Source organism: Pseudodesulfovibrio sp. lm2024, from assembly GCF_051175575.1.
GTDB lineage: Bacteria > Desulfobacterota > Desulfovibrionia > Desulfovibrionales > Desulfovibrionaceae > Pseudodesulfovibrio > Pseudodesulfovibrio caledoniensis.
Genome location: NZ_CP195092.1, coordinates 807,689 through 825,802, shown reverse-complemented (window position 1 = coordinate 825,802; position 18,114 = coordinate 807,689). Strand labels below are relative to the sequence as shown.

Annotated in this window: 15 protein-coding genes; 6 read left to right on the top strand and 9 right to left on the bottom strand. The window is 65.0% G+C overall.

Annotation, left to right across the window (positions count from 1 at the left end):
- Window positions 1-14: 14 nt before the first annotated feature.
- Entirely contained in the window at window positions 15-1,754 is a 1,740-nt protein-coding gene (locus tag ACR42D_RS03725) for an HD-GYP domain-containing protein (RefSeq protein ID WP_484565522.1), read from the bottom strand.
- Window positions 1,755-1,785: 31 nt separating this feature from the next.
- Window positions 1,786-2,166, bottom strand: coding sequence for a response regulator transcription factor (locus ACR42D_RS03720; protein ID WP_071546118.1), 381 nt, complete (start codon window positions 2,164-2,166; stop codon window positions 1,786-1,788).
- A 584-nt stretch (window positions 2,167-2,750) separates the two neighbouring features.
- Between ACR42D_RS03720 and ACR42D_RS03715 the strand changes: the two genes are divergently transcribed.
- From ACR42D_RS03715 to ACR42D_RS03705, 3 genes are all read left to right on the top strand, one after another.
- Window positions 2,751-5,585: an SIS domain-containing protein gene (locus ACR42D_RS03715; protein WP_484565521.1), complete on the top strand. Its 2,835-nt coding sequence runs from the start codon at window positions 2,751-2,753 to the stop codon at window positions 5,583-5,585.
- Window positions 5,586-5,776: 191 nt separating this feature from the next.
- On the top strand, window positions 5,777-6,304 hold the full coding sequence (locus ACR42D_RS03710) for a periplasmic heavy metal sensor (protein ID WP_484565520.1): 528 nt from the start codon (window positions 5,777-5,779) through the stop codon (window positions 6,302-6,304).
- An 18-nt stretch (window positions 6,305-6,322) separates the two neighbouring features.
- A complete protein-coding gene (locus ACR42D_RS03705) occupies window positions 6,323-6,610 on the top strand; it encodes an SHOCT domain-containing protein (protein ID WP_484565519.1) in 288 nt (95 codons plus the stop codon).
- Window positions 6,611-6,665: 55 nt separating this feature from the next.
- Here ACR42D_RS03705 and ACR42D_RS03700 read toward each other — a convergent pair whose 3' ends face one another.
- Window positions 6,666-7,592 (bottom strand): transporter substrate-binding domain-containing protein, encoded by a 927-nt coding sequence (locus tag ACR42D_RS03700; protein ID WP_484565518.1) that lies wholly within the window; start codon window positions 7,590-7,592, stop codon window positions 6,666-6,668.
- 298 nt (window positions 7,593-7,890) lie between these two features.
- On the opposite strand from ACR42D_RS03700, the gene ACR42D_RS03695 reads away from it, so the two are divergent.
- Together ACR42D_RS03695 and ACR42D_RS03690 are read left to right on the top strand one after the other, a co-directional pair.
- Window positions 7,891-9,048: a PQQ-dependent sugar dehydrogenase gene (locus tag ACR42D_RS03695; protein ID WP_484565517.1), complete on the top strand. Its 1,158-nt coding sequence runs from the start codon at window positions 7,891-7,893 to the stop codon at window positions 9,046-9,048.
- Window positions 9,049-9,199: 151 nt separating this feature from the next.
- Window positions 9,200-9,592: a DUF2721 domain-containing protein gene (locus ACR42D_RS03690; RefSeq protein WP_484565516.1), complete on the top strand. Its 393-nt coding sequence runs from the start codon at window positions 9,200-9,202 to the stop codon at window positions 9,590-9,592.
- Between the two features lie 274 nt (window positions 9,593-9,866).
- Here ACR42D_RS03690 and ACR42D_RS03685 read toward each other — a convergent pair whose 3' ends face one another.
- Window positions 9,867-10,355 carry a hypothetical protein gene (locus ACR42D_RS03685; RefSeq protein ID WP_484565515.1) on the bottom strand — a complete coding sequence of 163 codons (489 nt, stop codon included), beginning with the start codon at window positions 10,353-10,355 and terminating at the stop codon, window positions 9,867-9,869.
- Between the two features lie 286 nt (window positions 10,356-10,641).
- Here ACR42D_RS03685 and ACR42D_RS03680 point away from each other — a divergent pair, with 286 nt between their 5' ends.
- On the top strand, window positions 10,642-11,904 hold the full coding sequence (locus ACR42D_RS03680; RefSeq protein ID WP_484565514.1) for a cyclic di-GMP phosphodiesterase: 1,263 nt from the start codon (window positions 10,642-10,644) through the stop codon (window positions 11,902-11,904).
- On the opposite strand, the gene ACR42D_RS03675 is transcribed toward ACR42D_RS03680, so the two are convergent.
- The 5 genes from ACR42D_RS03675 to ACR42D_RS03655 form a co-directional block, all read right to left on the bottom strand.
- A complete protein-coding gene (locus tag ACR42D_RS03675) occupies window positions 11,905-13,599 on the bottom strand; it encodes an ABC transporter permease (RefSeq protein ID WP_484565513.1) in 1,695 nt (564 codons plus the stop codon). It abuts the gene before it with no gap.
- A gap of 7 nt (window positions 13,600-13,606) precedes the next feature.
- Entirely contained in the window at window positions 13,607-14,662 is a 1,056-nt protein-coding gene (locus tag ACR42D_RS03670; RefSeq protein WP_484565512.1) for an ABC transporter ATP-binding protein, read from the bottom strand.
- Window positions 14,663-14,675: 13 nt separating this feature from the next.
- Complete coding sequence (locus ACR42D_RS03665) at window positions 14,676-15,704, bottom strand: extracellular solute-binding protein (protein ID WP_484565511.1); 1,029 nt, start codon at window positions 15,702-15,704, stop codon at window positions 14,676-14,678.
- Window positions 15,705-15,752: 48 nt separating this feature from the next.
- Window positions 15,753-16,559 (bottom strand): protein phosphatase 2C domain-containing protein, encoded by an 807-nt coding sequence (locus tag ACR42D_RS03660; protein WP_484565510.1) that lies wholly within the window; start codon window positions 16,557-16,559, stop codon window positions 15,753-15,755.
- A 195-nt stretch (window positions 16,560-16,754) separates the two neighbouring features.
- Entirely contained in the window at window positions 16,755-17,993 is a 1,239-nt protein-coding gene (locus ACR42D_RS03655) for a glycerophosphodiester phosphodiesterase family protein (protein ID WP_484565509.1), read from the bottom strand.
- Between the last annotated feature and the right edge of the window lie 121 nt (window positions 17,994-18,114).

The window sequence follows — 18,114 nt, the reverse complement described above, 5'->3', positions numbered from 1 at the left end:
TCAGAGGGTGAGAATCAGAGGCTGGACAGGTTGCCCAGGGCCGACAGGTGCGTGGCCTTGGTTACCTTGACCTGTTCGGAAAGCATTTCGATATTCTCGATATTGTTCAGGAAGAAGTCGGTCAGCTCACTGTCCAGCTTGCCCTCCTCCACTTCCCTGCCGAGGATCTTCATGGCCTCGCTGCGGGTGTAGGCGGGCTTGTAGTGGCGCTCCTGGGTGACGGCGTCGTAGATGTCCACGATGGCCATCAACCGGCTCTGGAGCAGGATGTCCTCGCCCTTGAGCCCGTCGGGATAGCCCGAGCCGTCCATGCGCTCGTGGTGCTGGCGGATGATGGTCAGCAGGTCGCCGTAGCCGTCCTGCATGGGGATGTGCTGGAGGATGCGCTCGCTCTCGGCCGGGTGCCGCTGAATCTCCCTGCGCTCCTCCCTGGTCAGGTTGCCGTAGGCCAGCAACAGGTTCTCCAACTCGTCGTCGTAGAGGTAGCGCAGGCTGGTTCCGTTGCGGCGCATGACTTTGGCCCCCAGATCGCGGACAAAGTCCAGGGCGGCCTCGTCCGGGACCATGGCCTTGTTCACGTCGCACAACCGCTCGAAGGCCCCTCCCCAGTCGAATCCGTCGAACTGGCCCAGGAGCTGGAAGCGCGCCCGGACCACGTCCATGCGCCGCTCCGGCAGCCGGGTGCGCTTGGTCAGGACGTCCTCCTTGATGCCGATCTTGCCCACGTCGTGGAGGATGCCCGCATAGTAGATCTCGCGCAGCTCGTCGTCGCTGAAGACCCTTCCCCGGTGGCCCCCGGCCTCGTTCAGGGTGTGCCCGAAGGCCACGGCCAGATGGGCCACGCGCTGGGAATGACCCGCCGTGTAGGGGTCCCGCGAGTCGATGGCCTCGGCCAGGGCCTGCATGATGGAGTCCATGAGCTTCTGGATGCCCTCGAAGTTGAAGGCGTTGGACACCGAGATGCCCGCCACCGAGGCCAATGTGGTCAGGCTGCGCCGGTGGGCGGCCTCGAAGATGCCGGTGTTCCTGGAGGCCAGGATGAGCACGCCCTCGCACCGGTTGGGCGAGTTGATGGGGATGAGGATCATGGACCCCAGGCCGGGCAGCTCATTGTCCCAGCGGACCTCCTTTTCCAGATCGTTGACGATCTCGCCGTGGCCCGAGCGGACCACTTCCTGGAACAGGGCGCTGTCCACCATGGGCTGGAGATAGGTGCCGAAGGGAAAGCCGAACTGCACGGCCAGGCGGAAGACCTTGCGTGCCGGTTCCAGCAGGAAGATCATGCCCAGCTCGCCGGGGTAGTTCTCCAGACGGCACTCGTCGATGAGCGCGTTGACCACGTCGCGCATGTGCAGGGAGGTGTTGATGTTCGGCACCGAGCGGTGGAACAGGGCCAGTTCGCGGTATTTGGCCAGGGCCTCCTCGGCGATGGACCGCCGGGCGTACTCCATGTCCACCAGTTCCTGGATGGAATAGGAGAGGAAATTCAAAAGCCTGGTACACGCTTCCCCACCGCCGGGCTGATCGGCGAGCAGGAACAGCCGACCGGAGTGGATATCGTCGAAGCGGATGGGGACGCTGCTCACGCCGGGCGCGCCTTCGACGAACGCCCCGGCCGGGGCCGGACCCTCCACGATGGAGACTTCGCCCTCGAAGCCGATGGCAAGGGAACATCGGCCGTCGACCATTTCGGCAGCCTTGCGGAGAAGGTTGCGCAATACGCCGGGCCGGATGTATTTTTTCAAAGGTGTCATGCCGAAGGGGTCGGTCCGGAATCAAGGCCGGTTACAGCTCGAGCAGCTCCTTGGAGACGCGCAGGATTTCGTCCGGATCAAAGGGCTTGGTCATGTACATCATGGCCCCCAGTTCCAGTCCCTGCTTGCGGTCCACTTCCTGTCCCTTGGCGGTCAGCAGGATGATCTTCACGTCCTTGAGGGACGCGTCGTCCTTGATGATGCGGCAGACCTCGTAGCCATTCATCTTGGGCATCATGATGTCGAGAAAAACCAGATCCGGGCGTTTGCTCCGGATGAATTCCAGTCCCTCCTCGCCGTCCGAGGCCGTATACAGGTCCACTTCGAACTCGTCCTCAAGCTCCTCAAGCGTCTGCTCGAGCAGCATTTTGATGTGGACCTCGTCATCAACTATGAGGATCTTCTTGGCCATCACTCATCTCCTTAGAAGCATACCGTGTTGAAATGGGACACTGTCTCCTCCCCCATTGACACGATCATGCCATAAGAGGGCGGGGTATCGCAATTGGAATAACACAATGGTTCCTCATCCTTTGCAGGCCAAGGGTGGCGGGATGACCGCTGACACCCCGCCGAGGGCCGACAGCCCCTTCGACTCCGCCTCGCCGACCACCTCCGAGGAGATGGACGCCGTGCCCCGAAACCCGCTCTCCACCAGAGGCCGGAACGCCCCGGCCGTGGCGACGGACCGCAAAGGCATCCAGCCGGGCATCAAGCCGCACCCCGTTGTTTGGCCATGTTCCTCCACGCTTAGGCAAAGGATTTGACCCTCCTATATCATGCACGCTACATGTTGAAAAGATTCCCCTAATCACTTTCTCAATCCGGAACCGCCCGATCCATCGAGATTTCCGGCTCCGGCCTTGCCCCCTCCCGACCGCGCCCTTGCCAAGGTTCTCCATGTACAGTAATTCAACGTACGCAAGCAGGACGCCGGCGCACAGGGCCTCCCGCGCCGCCCTGCCGCCCAACATCGAAACCATCCACCAGGAGAATATGACCGCCATGTGTGGTATCGCCAGTTTCTTAAGCAATAAAAAATGGTTGGAAACGCCGGACACCGGCTGGCTCCTCACCCTCGACACCGCCTTCTCCGCCGTGCGCGAGACCCCGGACCTCCTCGCGGCCAGCGGGCCGCTGGATGAGTTGGCCGGGCGGTTTTATGATTTGATGTCCTTCGGGCTGCACATGCGGCTGGTGGGGGACGGCGAGGCGCTGCGGGCGTTGTCGTCCATTCGGGACACCATCCGGGCGTTGCGCAATGCGGCGGCGGTGAAGCTGGAGCAGGGGCCGCGCACGGACGAGTTGGAGTCGCTGCGCGAGGCCTTGGACGACTATCTGTGGCAGATCGAGCGCGAGGTGCTGGTCAACGTGGACCGGACGCTGGCGCTCATGCCCGGGGATTTGGCCAAGGACGCGGACGCGCGCGACCGGCATTTCCTGGCCTGGGGGGCCGAGCAGGTGCTCCAGTCCATCGACAAGCTCGAGGTGCGCGGCCGCGACTCGGCGGGCGTGGCCCTGGCCTTCGTCCTGCCCGAGGGCGTGGACCCGGAGGCCGCTTTGTCCGCCGCGCAGAAGCGCGAGCTGGCCGACCGCAGCTCCATCAACAACGCCGACACCCGCCAGGTGCTGGTGCGCAAACTCGGCGACGGCCGGACCGCCTGCCGCTTCCTGTACAAGGTAGCCCAGCTGGTCGGCCAGCTCGGGGACAACGGCGCGGCACTCAGAGAATTCATCAAACATGACGACCTGTTGTGGGCCATGTCCAAGGGGCTGCAGACCCTGAACATCATCGCCCACACCCGCTGGGCGTCCAACGGGATCATCTCGGTGCCCAACTGCCACCCTGTCGATGGGCTGGTCGAGGGCGACATGTCCACGGGCCTGGAAAAGACCATGTTCGTGCTCAACGGCGACGTGGACAACTACCGCACCCTGGTGGAGGAATCCGTGCTGGCCAAGGGCGCGCACATCCCGCCGGCCATCTCCACCGACGCCAAGATCCTGCCCGTGCTCTTCCACCTGGGCGTGGAGGAGAGCGACGACGCCGAGGAGCGGTTCCGCAACGTGCTCCGGCGCTGCGAGGGGTCCCTGGCCGTGGTCATGCAGAACCTGAACGACTTCGACTCGCAATTCCTGGCCCAGAAGGGCTCGGGCCAGTCGTTCTACATCGGCCGCACCCGGGACGGCTGGCTGGTGGCCAGCGAGGCCTACGGCATGGCCGCCCGCGCCCGCTCGTCCTTCCCGGTGGCCGTGCACCGCCAGGGCGGCGTGTCGGTTGTCCTGCGCGACACCGATCCCTCGGACGCCATCCCGGTGGCCCGCTACCTGGACAACGGCGAGCCCGTGGAGCTGGCCGAGGAGCGGATCGAAATCTTCTCGCGCGACATCTTCCGGGGCGAGTACGCCCATTACATCGAGAAGGAAATCCACGAGGCCCCGGACTCGGTGCGCAACACCCTGCACGGCAAATATCTCAAGAAAAACGGCGCGGTGGAGTTCCTGCCCGAGGGGTTCGGGCGCGGCCCGGCCCTGGTGGAGCGGCTGCTGGACAAGACCCGGCCCATCCGCCGGATCATCTGCGTGGGCCAGGGCACGGCCGCCGTGGCCGCCATGGCCGTGGCCCGGCTGCTGCGCCGCACCCTGGCCGACACCGGCATGGCCATCGAGTCCTACACCGGAAGCGAGCTCATCGGGTTCATGGGCGACGAGCGCATGGACGACGTGTTCCTGATCCCGGTCTCCCAGTCGGGCACGACCACGGACACGAACCGGGTGGTGGACCTGTGCCGCGACCGGGGCGCGTGGGTCAACTGCATCGTCAACCGGCGCAACTCGCCCCTGGTCCAGAAATCGGACTCGCACATCTACACGAGCAACGGCCGCGACGTGGAGATGGCCGTGGCCTCGACCAAGGCGTTCTACTCCCAGATCGCGGCGGGCAAGCTGCTCTCGCTCTGGCTGGCGGACATCCTCGGGACCATGGATAAGCCTTCCATCCTCAAGGAAATCGAGGCGTTGGAAGGGCTGCCCGGGAAGATCGACAAGGTCCTGGAGAACAAGGAAGCCATCGCCGAGGTGGCCCGCAAATACGCGCCCGTGCACCGCTATTGGGCCCTGGTCGGCAACGGCGCCAACTGCGTCGCGGCCCAGGAAGTGCGCATCAAGCTGTCGGAATTATGTTATAAATCCATCCCATGCGACGTCACGGAGGACAAGAAGCACATCGACCTGTCCACCGAGCCCCTGACCCTGGTCATGGCCTCGGACCTGCCGGAGATGGTGGTCACGGACACGGTCAAGGAGACGACGATCTTCAAGGCGCACAACGGCTCGCCCATCGTGTTCTGCGCCGAGGACGAGGACCGCTTCGACCGGGTGGCCGAGGCCACGGTCAAGGTGCCCCGCGCGGGCGGCGGCCTGGACTTCGTGCTCGAGACCGTGGCCGGCCACTGGTGGGGCGTGTCCGCGGCCAAGGCCATCGACGGCCACGCCGAGCCGTTCCGCAAGGCGCGCGTGCTCATCGGCGCGATGCTCGAGGACACCGCCACCTTCGACCGCGAGAAGCTGCTCATCGCCCTGAACGAATGCAACGAGCGGATCGCCTCGGGCGCCACGGACTCGGCCCTGCCCGCCCGCGTGGCCGCGAGCCTGGCCAACTACATGCTCTGGCTGGTCAACCAGGCCCGGGCCATCCAGGCCACCGAGGCCCGCCTGGCCGACATCCTGACCATCCTGAACAAGGCCATCGAGGAAATGACCCGCCCCATCGACACCATCCGCCACCAGGCCAAAACCGTCACCGTCGGCATCTCCAGGCCCCAGGGCTAGGCACCGGCGACCAAGAACGCAACGGCACGACCACAAAAAACAAGGCCCCCGACATCCCCATGGATGCCGGGGGTTTATCCGTTTTCAGCCCGGCCATCCGGGCGGCAATGGCGATTTCCCGGAAATGGTACTGCATATTCCTATGCGATGTGCTATGGTTATTGCCTAAAAACCCATTAGGAGGCTTTACCATGATCAACAGGAACATCGCTATCGCGTCTTTGGCGCTCTTGCTGCTCTTCGCTGTCCCGGCCCTTGCCCAGATGGGCATGGGGCCCGGCTCCGGCATGATGGGCGGAGGCATGATGGGGCCCGGCATGATGGGCGGGGGCCCCGGCTACGGTTACGGCTACGGCGGCGGCTACCAGATGACGCAGGAACAGTGGAAGGCGTACCAGGAGATCGTCGGCAAGTACCAAGCGCAGTTCGCCAAGCTGTCCGAGCAGATGTGGAACAAGCAGGCGCAACTGAACGCCGTCCTGGCCCAGGACAAGATCGATGCGGCTCAGGCAAGGTCCCTGTCCAAGGAGATAGGCGCCCTGTCCGCCCAGGTTTTCGAAACCCGGATCAACATGCTCATCGACATGCGTGAAAAGGGCTTCTCCTATTACGGCCTGGGCATGATGCACGGCGGGCACATGGGCGGCATGATGGGGCCCGGCATGATGGGCGGTCACGGTTATCACGGCGGTTACGGCTACGGCGGCGCTCCGCAATAACCGCCCGAAGGAGACGCCATGAACGGAACCTACCTCCTCCTGTCCGCACAGCAACCCATGTACAACGGGGGCGGCGGGCGCGGCTCGTGGGGCATGAACATGATGTACTCGCCCTTTGGCGGGTGGTTCATGATCCTGCTTCTTGCGGTCGTGATCGCCGCCGCCTTCATGATCTTCAGGAAAAGCTCGGGCGACGGCCCGGCGGGCCATGCGGAGACGCCCCTGGACATCCTCAAGCGGCGCTACGCCGCCGGGGAGATAACCAAGGAACAATATGAAGAGATGAAGCGGGACCTCTCGGAATGACCGACCGGTCCGCAGGAAACCCGGCCGGGCAGCGACTGTCCGGCCGGTTCCGCGTTTATTGCTGCGCAGTCCCCGGCGCGCAGCAGGCCTCGCCACAACCTGCCGGATGCCTGCCCGGGGCCATGCTGCGGGTATAGACGCAGTCGAAGGCCGTGTCGAACCGGGCCGGGATCCAGCGCTTGAGGATGCTGTACAGCCGCCCGGACTCCACCAGGCGGTCCATGGCCTGATTGATATGCTCCATGGTCTCTTTCCCCTGCGCGGTTCGCGGGCATGCCAGATACCCGAAAACCGGGGTCGGCGGGCATTCCGAGGCATCGACCACGGCGATGCGGTCCAGCATGTCCTGCTCGTCCGCTATGTACCAGATACCCAGGCCGCCGTGCACGAACCAGTCGATCCGCTTCTCGGCCAGCATCTCCAATAGCTGCCCCACATTGCGGGCCGTGACGGCGCGAACCCCACCCTCGCGGGAAGTCCGCAGGTCCATGCACCGGGCGAGCGAACCGTAATTAAGGCCGGGGATGTATCCGAGAGACAACTCCTTGTCGGCGATCAGGGCGGCAACGGAAGCTTTGCCGTCCGGGGCCAGACGCTCGAGTTCATCGCGGCGCATGACAACCTGCATGGAGAAGGCCACCCGGCACGGGATATCGGAATACAGGACGTAGGACTCACGCTCCGAGGTCTTGAGCAGACCAATCGCCACGAACCGCTCCCGTCCGGTGCGCAACTCCTCGAAGATGCGCTGGGGGCTCGCCTGGATGAAGACGTGCTCGTACTCGGGCATCTCCTTTTGCAGTTCGAGAGCCACGTCGATGCCCATGCCCTCCGGCCGGTCGCCGTTGACGATGAAATGGGGTGGGAGATTGAAATAGGGCCAGTAGACCACCTGTTTGGCCCCGGCGGAAGCCGCGCCCGCCGCGCCGATGAGCAAGGCCAGGAAGACAAAAAAGAAGGCGCCATCGAGAATTCTACGCATGCCTTAAGATCCCTGGGTAACGCAGCCCCCCCTCCGGCCGCGGCCGAAACAAGACGGTGCCTGCGATTATTCGAAAAGCCTTTGCGACACTGAGAACACACATTCACGGCCGTGGCAATACAATAATCGATCAGACGATACTCTTTTCCAAAATCAGGCCGCGCCCGCCAACGGCTTTTCGGCTCTCCGTCCGCAAAACCTTACCCCTCCTGTCCATGTCCGCCGGTTTATGCTATGATGCAACGACCCGCGCCCTTCTCCGGAACCGGCGCGAACCATACCATCCACGGAGGCCGTCATGCGCAGACATATACATATGCTCTTCGTCCCGATCGTCCTGCTCCTGCTTGCGGCCGCGCGGGCCGGAGCCGAACCCTACTTCTCGCCCGAGAGGACCGACCCGGTCGAAAACGTCCGGGCCACCACCCTGCTCACCGGCCTCGACCACCCTTGGGCCATGGCCTGGCTGCCGGACGGCGGCCTGCTGATCACCGAACGGCCCGGTCGGGTGCGCCTGTTCAGGGACGGCTGGCTGACCACCGTGCCCGGCACGCCCGATGTCCTGGCATACGGCCAGGGCGGGCTCTTGGACATCGCCTTGCACCCCGATTTCAAGGACAACAGGCTGGTCTACTTCACCCTGGCCACGGGTACGGAATCGGCCAACCGCACGGCCCTGGCCCGCGCCCGGTTCGACGGCGGCCGGTTCCATGACGCGGAGGTGCTCTTCACCGCCTCCCCGGCCAAGTCCGGAGGCCAGCACTTCGGCTCGCGCCTGGCCTGGCTGCCGGACAAGACCCTGGTCCTGTCCGTGGGAGACGGCGGCAACCCGCCCCAGCGCGTGGACGGCATGCTCGCCCGCGACCAGGCCCAGAACCCGGCCTCGCACCAGGGCAAGCTCATCCGCCTCCGGGACGACGGCACCCCGGCCGATCCTCCGGCCTTTGCCGACCGATCCGCCGCGCCCGGCCTGTACACCATGGGCCACCGCAACATCCAGGGCATGGCCTATGACCCCCTGCGCGCCACCCTGTGGGTCAGCGAACACGGCGCCCGCACCGGCGACGAGATCAACCGCATCGAGCCCGGACGCAACTACGGCTGGCCCAAGGCGTCCTGGAGCAAGGAGTACACCCTGCCCATGGACGTGGCCGACCACCACTCCCTGCCCGGCATGATCGACCCGGCCGTGGTCTGGAAGTGGCGGTTCGCGCCCTCGGGGCTGATGGTCTACACCGGCGACGCCTTCCCGGCCTTCAAGGGCGACCTCCTGGCGGGCGGCCTGCGCAGCGAGACCATCCGGCTCATCGAGCTCGACGAGAGCGGCGCGGTCCTCGGCGATCAAGACCTGCCCATGGGCCACCGTGTCCGCGACATCCGGCAGGGCCCGGACGGGCTGATCTACGTGCTCACCGACGAGGACGACGGCAGGCTCATCCGCCTCGAACCCCGCTGAACCGGGCAGTCCGCCGATTTACTTCCACCCCCCGATCGGCTACCATGTAACGGGTCCGGGGCCTTTCTTGGCGCGCCCCGGACCCGATCCCGGAAATTCAACAAAACCAGGCGCTCAAATCCCCGCTTTGAACGTCGCGAAGGACTTCTCCATGCAGATGACCGTCACCACTCCGGCCCTGCTGTTCCCGGCCATCTCCCTGTTCATGCTCGCCTTCACCAACCGGTTCCTGTCCCTGGCCGCGCGCATCCGCACCCTGCACGACCAGTACCGGATCTCCCCGGACCAATCCATCCTCGCCCAGATCGACAACCTGCGCAAAAGAGTCCACATGATCCGGCACATGCAGGGGTTCGGGGTCATGTCCATGCTCGCCTGCATCTTCTCCATGATCTGCATCTTCCAGGAATTCGAACTGGCCGGACAGATCCTGTTCGGCGGCAGCCTGCTCTTCCTCATCCTGTCCATGCTCTATTCCTTCCTCGAAATCCGCATCTCCCTCAACGCCCTCGACATCCTCCTCAAGGACATGGAGCAGCGGTAGGTAGGCAAGCGCCCCCGGCCCCCCATCCCCTCTTCCCTCCTAAACTTTTTGGAGCCGCTTCGCGGGTGGCAACAACGCGAAGACTCTTTTTTTTATAACCAACGACACGGCCCGACGCGCTCGCACGGCCTTGCCGAAGGCACACAAAAAGTTTGGAAAGGGGGTCCAGGGGGGAAACTTTTTCTCAAAAGTTTCCCCCCTGGCCGCCGGAGGCACACGCAAAAGGGCCCGGACAACGTCCGGGCCCTTTTGCGTACATGAATAACGGAGGCGGCTAGATATAGAGGGTCTTGAAGTTTTGTTTGACGTCGGGGAACCGTTTGAATTCCTTGTACTCGCGGGCGGCCTTGCCCATGTAGCCGACCAGCTGGGAGACCATGTTGCCGCGCGGCACCTTGCGGCTCCAGGACTTGACCACCAGGTCGCCGTTGGTCTGCAGCTCCACGGCAAAGACCAGGACCGTGGACGGGGTGATCTTGTCCACGCTGCCCACGGTGTCGACCACCAGGCCTACCTTGGTAAAGGTGTCGCGATACTTGGCCACGGCCTGGTTGATGGCCGCGATCTCCTGCTCGGTCAGGGCCAGCCGCTCGAGGGAGACCGAACCCCGCACGGACACCAGGCCCGACAGCCCGCGCTCGGGCGAGCTCTGCCGGAACAGATCGGTCTGGAAATAAACCAGCCCGGCCACGGCAACGAAGAAAAAGAATACGGCAAAGGAACCGACCGGAAAGCGCTTCCCGGAGCCCGCCCTCTTCGGCATAATTCAAACCGCCTTAAAGTCAATCTTTCCGATATGAAAGAATGTGGAAAACACATACGGTAATTTGACGATTAAACCATTTTACGAACCTTGGCAACGCTTTTCAGGGGACGCCTCCCGGGCGGGAAGGCCCGCCATGCGCGCGTCCGTGCACCTTTCCGGCGATAACGGACATTGCATTTATGAATGCGTTATTAATCAAGCGTTTAAATTGATTGCTTCGATCCTTAACGGTTGTCGGATACTGCCCGTTGCTGTATGCTGCGTAATCATGACGGAGCAAAACATGCCCGAATACCGCATCTCGGTGGACCAGCTCCGACCGGGCGTGTTCATCCGGCTGGAAAAGACCAGCTGGTTCGAGCACCCTTTCCTGTTCAGCAATTTCAAGATCAAGGACGCGGACCAGATCGCCCTGATACAGAGCCTGGGCATCACCCACGTCATCTGCATCCCCGAAAAGTCGGACGTCCTGCCCGCAGCCCCGGCCAAGTCCGCGCAGCAGCCCCCCGCAGCCGAGAAGCCGGTGCCGCGCGAGGTCATCGACCGGCTGTGGGAGGTCAAGAAGGAGCGCACCCGGCGGCTGCGGCAGAAGAAGGAGCGCATCGCCCTGTGCGAGAAGCGTTTCAACACCTGCATCAAGACCTTCAACGACATCCTCAAAGGCGTGGTCGCCGGGCAGGCCGAGGCGGCGCTGGCCGCGGCGGATTTCGTGGCGCGTCTGACCGACTATTTCCTGGGCGACCGCGAGTCCACCCTGCACCTGATGAACGTGGTGGACCGGGGCGAGTCCGCTTACTCGCACCCCATGAACGTGGCCGTGCTGTCCATGATCGTGGGCAAGGAAGCGCAATTGAGCGCGCAGGAGATGACCGTGCTCGGACTGGGCGCGCTGTTCCACGACATAGGCAAGGAGCGGCTGCCCAAGAAACTGCTGAAGAAACGCGGCGAGCTGACCCGTCCCGAGCAGGAGCTGCTGGAGCGGCATCCGGCCTACGGCGCGGCCATGCTGGCGGACATCGAACCTTTTCCGCCCGGCGCTGCCCGGGTGGTGGCCCAGCACCACGAGCGCATGGACGGCTCGGGCTACCCCGAGGGGCTCGCGGCCGACGGCATCGACAGGCTGGCCCGCATGGTGGCCATCGCCGACGCCTACGACAACCACTGCAACCGGCCGGACCCCATGGAATCCCTGACCCCGTACCTGGCCCTGTCGTACATGTTCGGCCAGCAGAAACACCTCTTCGACGTGGAGATGCTTGCCCTGTTCATCCGCTGTCTGGGCGTGTACCCGCCGGGCACCGTGGTGGAGCTGTCCAACGGCGAGTTGGGCATGGTCATGGCCGTGAATCCCAAGAACCAGCTCAACCCGAGCGTCATGCTCTACGATCCGGACGTGCCCAAGAAGGAGGCGCTCATCGTGGACCTGGCCGACGAGCCGGACCTGCGCGTGGAAAAATCCATCCGTTTGGCCCAACTCTCCCGCGAAACCCTCGAATACCTCTCCCCCCGCACCCGCATCACCTACTACGTCGAACCCGGTTCCTAGCTAGCCCTCGCCCCGGACCAGCGCGTCCCGACGCACCAGGCCGACCACCGCGCCCAGCGCGCCGGTCAGGACCAGCAGCAGCGTTCCATAGGCCATGGACAGCCCTATCTCGTATTCGAAGATGGCGTTGACCATGGCGATGGACATGGGCTTGTTGGACGCGGTGTAGAGAAAGGCGGAGACGGTGTATTCCCCCACGCTGTGGATGAAGACCAGCAGGAACCCGGCCAGCAGGCCGGGCGAGAGCATGGGCAGGGCCACGCCCCGGAAGGTCTGGAACCGGCCCGCCCCCAGGCTGGCCGAGGCCTCGAGCAGGGTCGTGCTCAGGTTCTGGAAGGAGACGTGCGCGATCTTGACCACGATGGGCAGGGACTTGATGAAGTAGCCCAGCGGCAGGAGGAAGTAGGAGCCGAGCAGGATGGCGTTGAAGGCGAAGACGTTGGGCGTGCTGTTGGCGTTGATCAGGTTCACGGCGATGGCGCTGGCCGGCATGGCCCAGGGCAGGATGACCAGGAACTCGATGAGCCAGCGCAGCTTCATGCGGGTCTTCTCGATGATGAAGGACGCGGGCACGGCCACGATCAGGCAGCCCAGGGCGGCCAGCAGGGACATGTTCACGCTGTTCAGGAACGGGCGGAACTTCCGGGCCCGGGTGAAGACCGCCTCGAAGTTGTCCAGGAAGAAACGCTCCGGGTAGATGCTGACCATCCAGGAGGCCGAGTCCACGAAGGAGAGCAGGACGATGGCCAGAAACGGCAGCACGACCATGGCCACCAGGAACCAGGCCGCCGAGCGCATGGCGTACCGGACCAGGGGATTGCGCACGGGCACCGGGCGCATGGGCGTTCCCTTGACCTGGGCGGCGAAAAGGCGGCCCCGCTCGTAGTAGCGGAGCACTCCGAAGAAGATCAGCGAGATGACGGTCAGCACGACCACCTGCACGGCGGCCACGGCCATGTAGTTGTTGGCCTTGGCCAGGAGGATCTGGGTGGTCAGGACCTTGTACGGCCCGCCGATGATGCTCGGCGCGGTGAACGAGCCGATGCCGGTCATGAAGGTCACGGCCGCCGAGGTGACCAGGGCCGGAGTCAGGAACGGCAGGATGACCGTGGTGAAGACCTTGAGCCGGGACGCGCCCAGAGAACGCGCGCTCTCCACCACCGAGCCGTCGATGTGCCGGATGGCCAGGGAGACCGCGATGTAGAAGTAGACGTACTGGGTGTAGGTGTGCACGAACAGGATGCCCGGCAGCCCGGCGAAGTCCCACGGCGCGGAGCCCAGCCCCAGCCACGTCTCCACGGTCTTGGTCACCAGCCCGCTCTCGCCGTAGAGCTGGACAAAGGCGAAAACAATGATGATCCCGGGCATCATCACCGGCAGGAGCAGGATCTTGTCCACCAGCCCGCGCAACGGGAATTCGAAATAGTGCACGAAAAGGGCCAGCGCCGTGCCGGTCGCCCCGCAGGCGAGCACGGTCAGCAGCCCGAGGACCACGGAGTTCCACAGCACGGACAGGTCCGTGGCCGAGGTGAAGAAATCCAGGTAGCGCGCCAGCCCCGCCCCGGTTCCCGCGTCGTCCGGGGCTAGGCTGACCATGAGCGTGGACAGGGCCGGGTGCAGGATGAAGCCTGCCAGGAACCAGACCAGGACGGCGGTGAGCAGCCAGAGCGGGAGACGTCTCTTGTCCACGGGCATGCCCGCCCTACTCCGCGAGGACCATGGCCGCGCGGGCCGGAAACGACACGCGCACCGCGTCGCCCGGACGCGGGGCAAAGCCCCCGGCCACGGCGTTCAGGGCGGCGGCGCGCAGGACCATGCCGCCCGCCCGGACCCGGTAGTCGATCCACACCCCGTTGAGCTGCGCGTCCGCGACGATCCCCTCGAACACGTTGTCGTCGTCCGGGGACGCCGGGGCGTCCGGCGACGACAGGCGCACGTCCTGGGGCCGGATCGCCACGTACCGGCCCGGCCCGGCGCTCTCGGCGCGGATCGCAAGCCCGCCGGGGGCCACGGCCAGCCCGTCGCGCCAGTCCGCCTCCATGAGATTGGTGTCGCCCACGAACCCGGCCACGAACCCGTTGCGCGGGCGGCCGTATATCTCGGCCGGTGTCCCGGTCTGGACCACCCTGCCGCTGTCGAACACGGCGATGCGGTCGGACAGGGTCAGGGCCTCGTTCTGGTCGTGGGTCACGAAAATGGTGGTGATGCCCAGTTCCCGCTGGAGATTCCGCAATTCCTCGCGGGTGCGGTCGCGCAGCCGGGCGTCCAGGTTGGACAGCGGCTCGTCCAGCAGGAGCACGCGCGGCTCCACGGCCAGGGACCGGGCCAGGGCCACCCGCTGCTGCTCGCCGCCGGACAGCTCGTCGATGCGCCGGTCCTCGAACCCGGACAGGCCGACCATGTCCAGGTAGCGGGCCACGGTCGAGCGAATCTCCGCCTTGGTCCGGCGGCGCACCCGCAGCCCGTACTCCACGTTGCGGGCCACGGTCAGGTACGGGAACAGGGCGTAGTTCTGGAAGACCATGCCCACCTCCCGCTTCTCGGGAGGCAGCCTAGTGATGTCCCGGCCGCCGAGCAGGATCGCCCCCGACTGCGGGGTCAGGAACCCCGCAATCAGGCGCAGTATGGTCGTCTTGCCGCAGCCGGACGGCCCCAGGAAGGTGAACAGCTCGCCCCGCGCCACGCTCAGGTCCACATCGGCGCAGGCCGTGGTCGAACCGAAGGTCCGGGTCACCCCCTTGAGGACCACTTCGTCCATGACTCGGCCTCCGCTACTTCTTGTCCTTGGCCGAGTCCTTGACCTCGGAGTCCCACTGCTGCATCCACGCGGACTGCTTGGCGGCCAGCGCGCCCCAGTCCACGTCCATGATCTTGAACTTGATCTCGGCCATCCACGCCGGGGCCTGGTCCAGGGCGGCGGGCAGGGTCGGCATGCGGTTGAACTTCCGGGCCAGCATGGCCTGGGCCTTGGCGCCGCCCGCGTACTCCACGAACGCCTTGGCGGCCTCGGGGTGCCTGGCGCCCTTGATGACCGCGATGGCGTCGGTGATGACCGGGGAGCCGCTGGTGGCGTCGATGGTCCGCAGCGGCATCTTGTTCTTGATCTGATTGTCGACGATGGAGTTCAGCACCGCGAAGCTGATGGCGGCCTCCTTGCGGCCCACGGCCTGGAACTGGAGGGAGCCGCTGCCGTAGTAGCGCTTGGTGTTGGCGTCCACGCCCTTGAGGAAGGCCCAGCCCTCGTCCAGCTCGCCCCGCTTCTCATACTGCTGGAGCAGGGCCGTGTAGGTGGCCCGGGCCGAGGAGGACAGGGCGTTGCGGAAGACCAGCATGTCCTTGTACCTGGGGTCGGCCAGGTCCTTCCAGTCCCTGGGGGCCTCGTCCGCCGAGAGCATCTCGGTGTTGTAGAACATCAGCACCGGGGTCTGGATGGTGCCGATCCAGTAGCCGTCCTTGTCCTTGAACAGGGGGTCGACCTTGGCGGCCCAGGAGGGCGCAAAGGGCTGGAAGAGGTCCTCGCCCTTGAGCTCCTGGTACACGGAGGAAGGCGCGCCGTACATGACGTCGGACTGCGGATTGGCCTTTTCGGCCCGCACGCGGTCGGCCAGTTCGCCCTTGAGATTGATGAACTCGACGGCCACGCCGGTCTTGGCCTCGAAACCGTCGGCCACGGCCTCCAGCAGGGACTCGCCGTGGGTGGAGTAGACGACCACCTTGTCCTCGAGGTTTCCGGCAAACGCGGCCGCGGCGCAAAACGCCACCACCGCCAGGCTCGACAGCAGACAGAAAATCCGTTTCATCACATTCCTCCAGATGGGTTGCAGTATGGTCGGCGGGCGCGGCCCGGCCTACAGGGCTATGGCAATGGCCGCCACGTCGTCGTGGACCTTGAACCGGGGATAGAGGGTGCATGCCGCGTCACCCGCCTCCACACTCCGGACATGGTCCCGGACCCCCTTGAGCCCGCCCGCGCGAAACAGCTCGGCGAACAGGCCGAAATCCTCGCGCTCGCCCGGGTCGCACTTGGGGATGAACAGACCGTCGGTGAACAGCAGGATGTCCGTGATCCCGTCAAGGGGCAGGGACCCCGCGTTCAGGAAGTCCATGGCCGCGGGTTCCCCGTTGAACACGCCGTAGGTCACGTTCATGCCCCGGCGGACCTTGACGATCTGCTCGTGCATGACGTCGAGCACCGCCCCTTCGCTCTCGCGGGAGGCCTCCCGCCACATGGTCAGGGTCTCGAGATCGTGGTTGAACTCGGCGCAGTGCACCCGGTGGGAGCCGTCCTCGTGCAGGGTCATGACCAGGCAGTCGCCGATCTGGACCCACTCGAAGCGCTCCTCCCCCACCCGGACCACGGCCGCGCTGGTGGACCACAGGTTCGCCCGGTCGTCCATGTCCACGCCGTGTTTGCGCATGGCCTCCAGGATCGCCCGGTTGGCCTTGTCCGCCAGCTCTTCCAGCGGTCGGCCGCTCCCCCGAAAGGCGCTCCCGGCTATGGTCGAGGCCAGGTATCCACCGGTCAGACCGTGGGCGAACCGGGCCGAGGACAGGCTGGTGGCCCCGTCGAACACGCCGAACAGGTACTTGTCCACCACCAGGAAGTCCTCGTTCAGCGGGCCGGTCCCCTGCTCAAAAACGGTATCGATTCTCATAGGTTGTCCTTTTACGGGTCCCTGCCACACTGGTACCGGCGCGACCATTCTGTCAAATTGATACCGTCTATTGAGTATCCGTTTTTATCGACGAGCCCTATGAAGCCGCCTAATCTCCCGTCTTTCCGGGTGGTTTTCGGGACAAAAAAAGGGCCGGAACAAGGTCCGGCCCGATGGCATTCGCGGGACGCGGGGCTAGAGCCCCTTGCAGTTGGCATAATAGGTCACGGTGCCTGGCCAGTCGCTGAAGATGCCGATGACGCCCACCTGCTGGGCCAGGACGTCCACCAGGGTGAGCATGTCGCCGGGTTTGCGGACCACATCCTTGACGGACTGGTAGTACCAGCCGCCGCCGTCGGTCAGCAGCCCGGAACGCTCCAGTGACCAGGTGATGATCTTCAGGCCGGCGGCCTTGGCGGCCTTGGCATAGGCTGAAGGCACGATCCTGCCGTCCTCCACCGTGACCAGGACCCACAGGGGCGGGGCCACGATCTTCACGCCGTCGGCAGCCAGTTCGGCCGGGGTCGGGGACCAGGTCTCGGGCTTGTCCTGGCTGAACCCCTTGAGCCCGTCCTCGTCGAGGAACACGGCCTGCTTGCCGAATTCGGGATCGTTTTTCAGCCAGTAAAGCACGTCGGCCAGCCGGAAGGACTGGGCAAAGACCATGGACGGGGGCACGCCCGCCTCCCTGTACTCATCGAGCATCTGCCGGGCGTATCGCTCCTGGGTGTAGTCGCCGTCGAACGGCATGGGCACGCTCGGGGTCTTGAGTTCCGGGGTCATCTTCACGCCGAGTTTTTTGAACAGCTCGATGGACTCCTTGTGCGTCATGACCGTGCCCGTGGCCGTGTACAGGTCCGTGCGCCAGGCCGGGGTCCCCTTCATGAATTCCTCGGGAGTGGCCGCCGCCGGATTGGAGGCGTCCATCTTGCCCTTGAGGCGCTTGAATTCCTCCACGGTCAGGTCGCTTGTGCAGCACATGGCCGTGGCCGGTTCCAGGACCTCGCCCGTGGCCGGGTCGAACTTGGCGGGCGTGAACGGCTTGGAGCACTTGGCGGCCAGTTCGGGGATGGCCAGGATATCGGTGGTTGTGGCCAGATCGCACTGGGAATGGCGGCAGACAAGCTGGCGGTCCCTGGTGAAGGCCACGTCGCACTCGAGCACGCCCGCGCCCATGCGCGCGGCGGCCTCGTAGCTCTCCTTGGTGTGCTCCGGGAACTGCATGGGCGCGCCCCGATGGCCGATGGAAAAATCGGACCGCTTGAGCGGCTTGTCCGCGCACATCCTCAAGGACTCCTTGAGCGGACCGTCGTCCATGTTCTCGACCAGGTAATAGGGACGCGGCCCCACCTGGACGTTCTCCCCGGCCATGGCCCCGGCCGCGCCCGCCAGCAGGCAGGCCGCAACCGCGGCGATCAGTGTTTTGAAGCGCATCGTATCCTCCGAAAAGCGGTAACAGGTTCCGACCGTGTACAGGACATCCGCCGGAACGTATCACGCCCGGGAAATCGCGCGCATTGCGGGAGCGCGGCAACCCGGAGGACTTTTGGTGACG

Excerpts from the sequence above, each read along its gene's own strand:
- ACR42D_RS03725 (WP_484565522.1), bottom strand. The coding sequence starts at position 1,754 with ATGACACCTTTGAAAAAATACATCCGGCCCGGCGTATTGCGCAACCTT.
- ACR42D_RS03720 (WP_071546118.1), bottom strand. The coding sequence starts at position 2,166 with ATGGCCAAGAAGATCCTCATAGTTGATGACGAGGTCCACATCAAAATG.
- ACR42D_RS03715 (WP_484565521.1), top strand. The coding sequence starts at position 2,751 with ATGACCGCCATGTGTGGTATCGCCAGTTTCTTAAGCAATAAAAAATGG.
- ACR42D_RS03710 (WP_484565520.1), top strand. The coding sequence starts at position 5,777 with ATGATCAACAGGAACATCGCTATCGCGTCTTTGGCGCTCTTGCTGCTC.
- ACR42D_RS03705 (WP_484565519.1), top strand. The coding sequence starts at position 6,323 with ATGAACGGAACCTACCTCCTCCTGTCCGCACAGCAACCCATGTACAAC.
- ACR42D_RS03700 (WP_484565518.1), bottom strand. The coding sequence starts at position 7,592 with ATGCGTAGAATTCTCGATGGCGCCTTCTTTTTTGTCTTCCTGGCCTTG.
- ACR42D_RS03695 (WP_484565517.1), top strand. The coding sequence starts at position 7,891 with ATGCGCAGACATATACATATGCTCTTCGTCCCGATCGTCCTGCTCCTG.
- ACR42D_RS03690 (WP_484565516.1), top strand. The coding sequence starts at position 9,200 with ATGCAGATGACCGTCACCACTCCGGCCCTGCTGTTCCCGGCCATCTCC.
- ACR42D_RS03685 (WP_484565515.1), bottom strand. The coding sequence starts at position 10,355 with ATGCCGAAGAGGGCGGGCTCCGGGAAGCGCTTTCCGGTCGGTTCCTTT.
- ACR42D_RS03680 (WP_484565514.1), top strand. The coding sequence starts at position 10,642 with ATGCCCGAATACCGCATCTCGGTGGACCAGCTCCGACCGGGCGTGTTC.
- ACR42D_RS03675 (WP_484565513.1), bottom strand. The coding sequence starts at position 13,599 with ATGCCCGTGGACAAGAGACGTCTCCCGCTCTGGCTGCTCACCGCCGTC.
- ACR42D_RS03670 (WP_484565512.1), bottom strand. The coding sequence starts at position 14,662 with ATGGACGAAGTGGTCCTCAAGGGGGTGACCCGGACCTTCGGTTCGACC.
- ACR42D_RS03665 (WP_484565511.1), bottom strand. The coding sequence starts at position 15,704 with ATGAAACGGATTTTCTGTCTGCTGTCGAGCCTGGCGGTGGTGGCGTTT.
- ACR42D_RS03660 (WP_484565510.1), bottom strand. The coding sequence starts at position 16,559 with ATGAGAATCGATACCGTTTTTGAGCAGGGGACCGGCCCGCTGAACGAG.
- ACR42D_RS03655 (WP_484565509.1), bottom strand. The coding sequence starts at position 17,993 with ATGCGCTTCAAAACACTGATCGCCGCGGTTGCGGCCTGCCTGCTGGCG.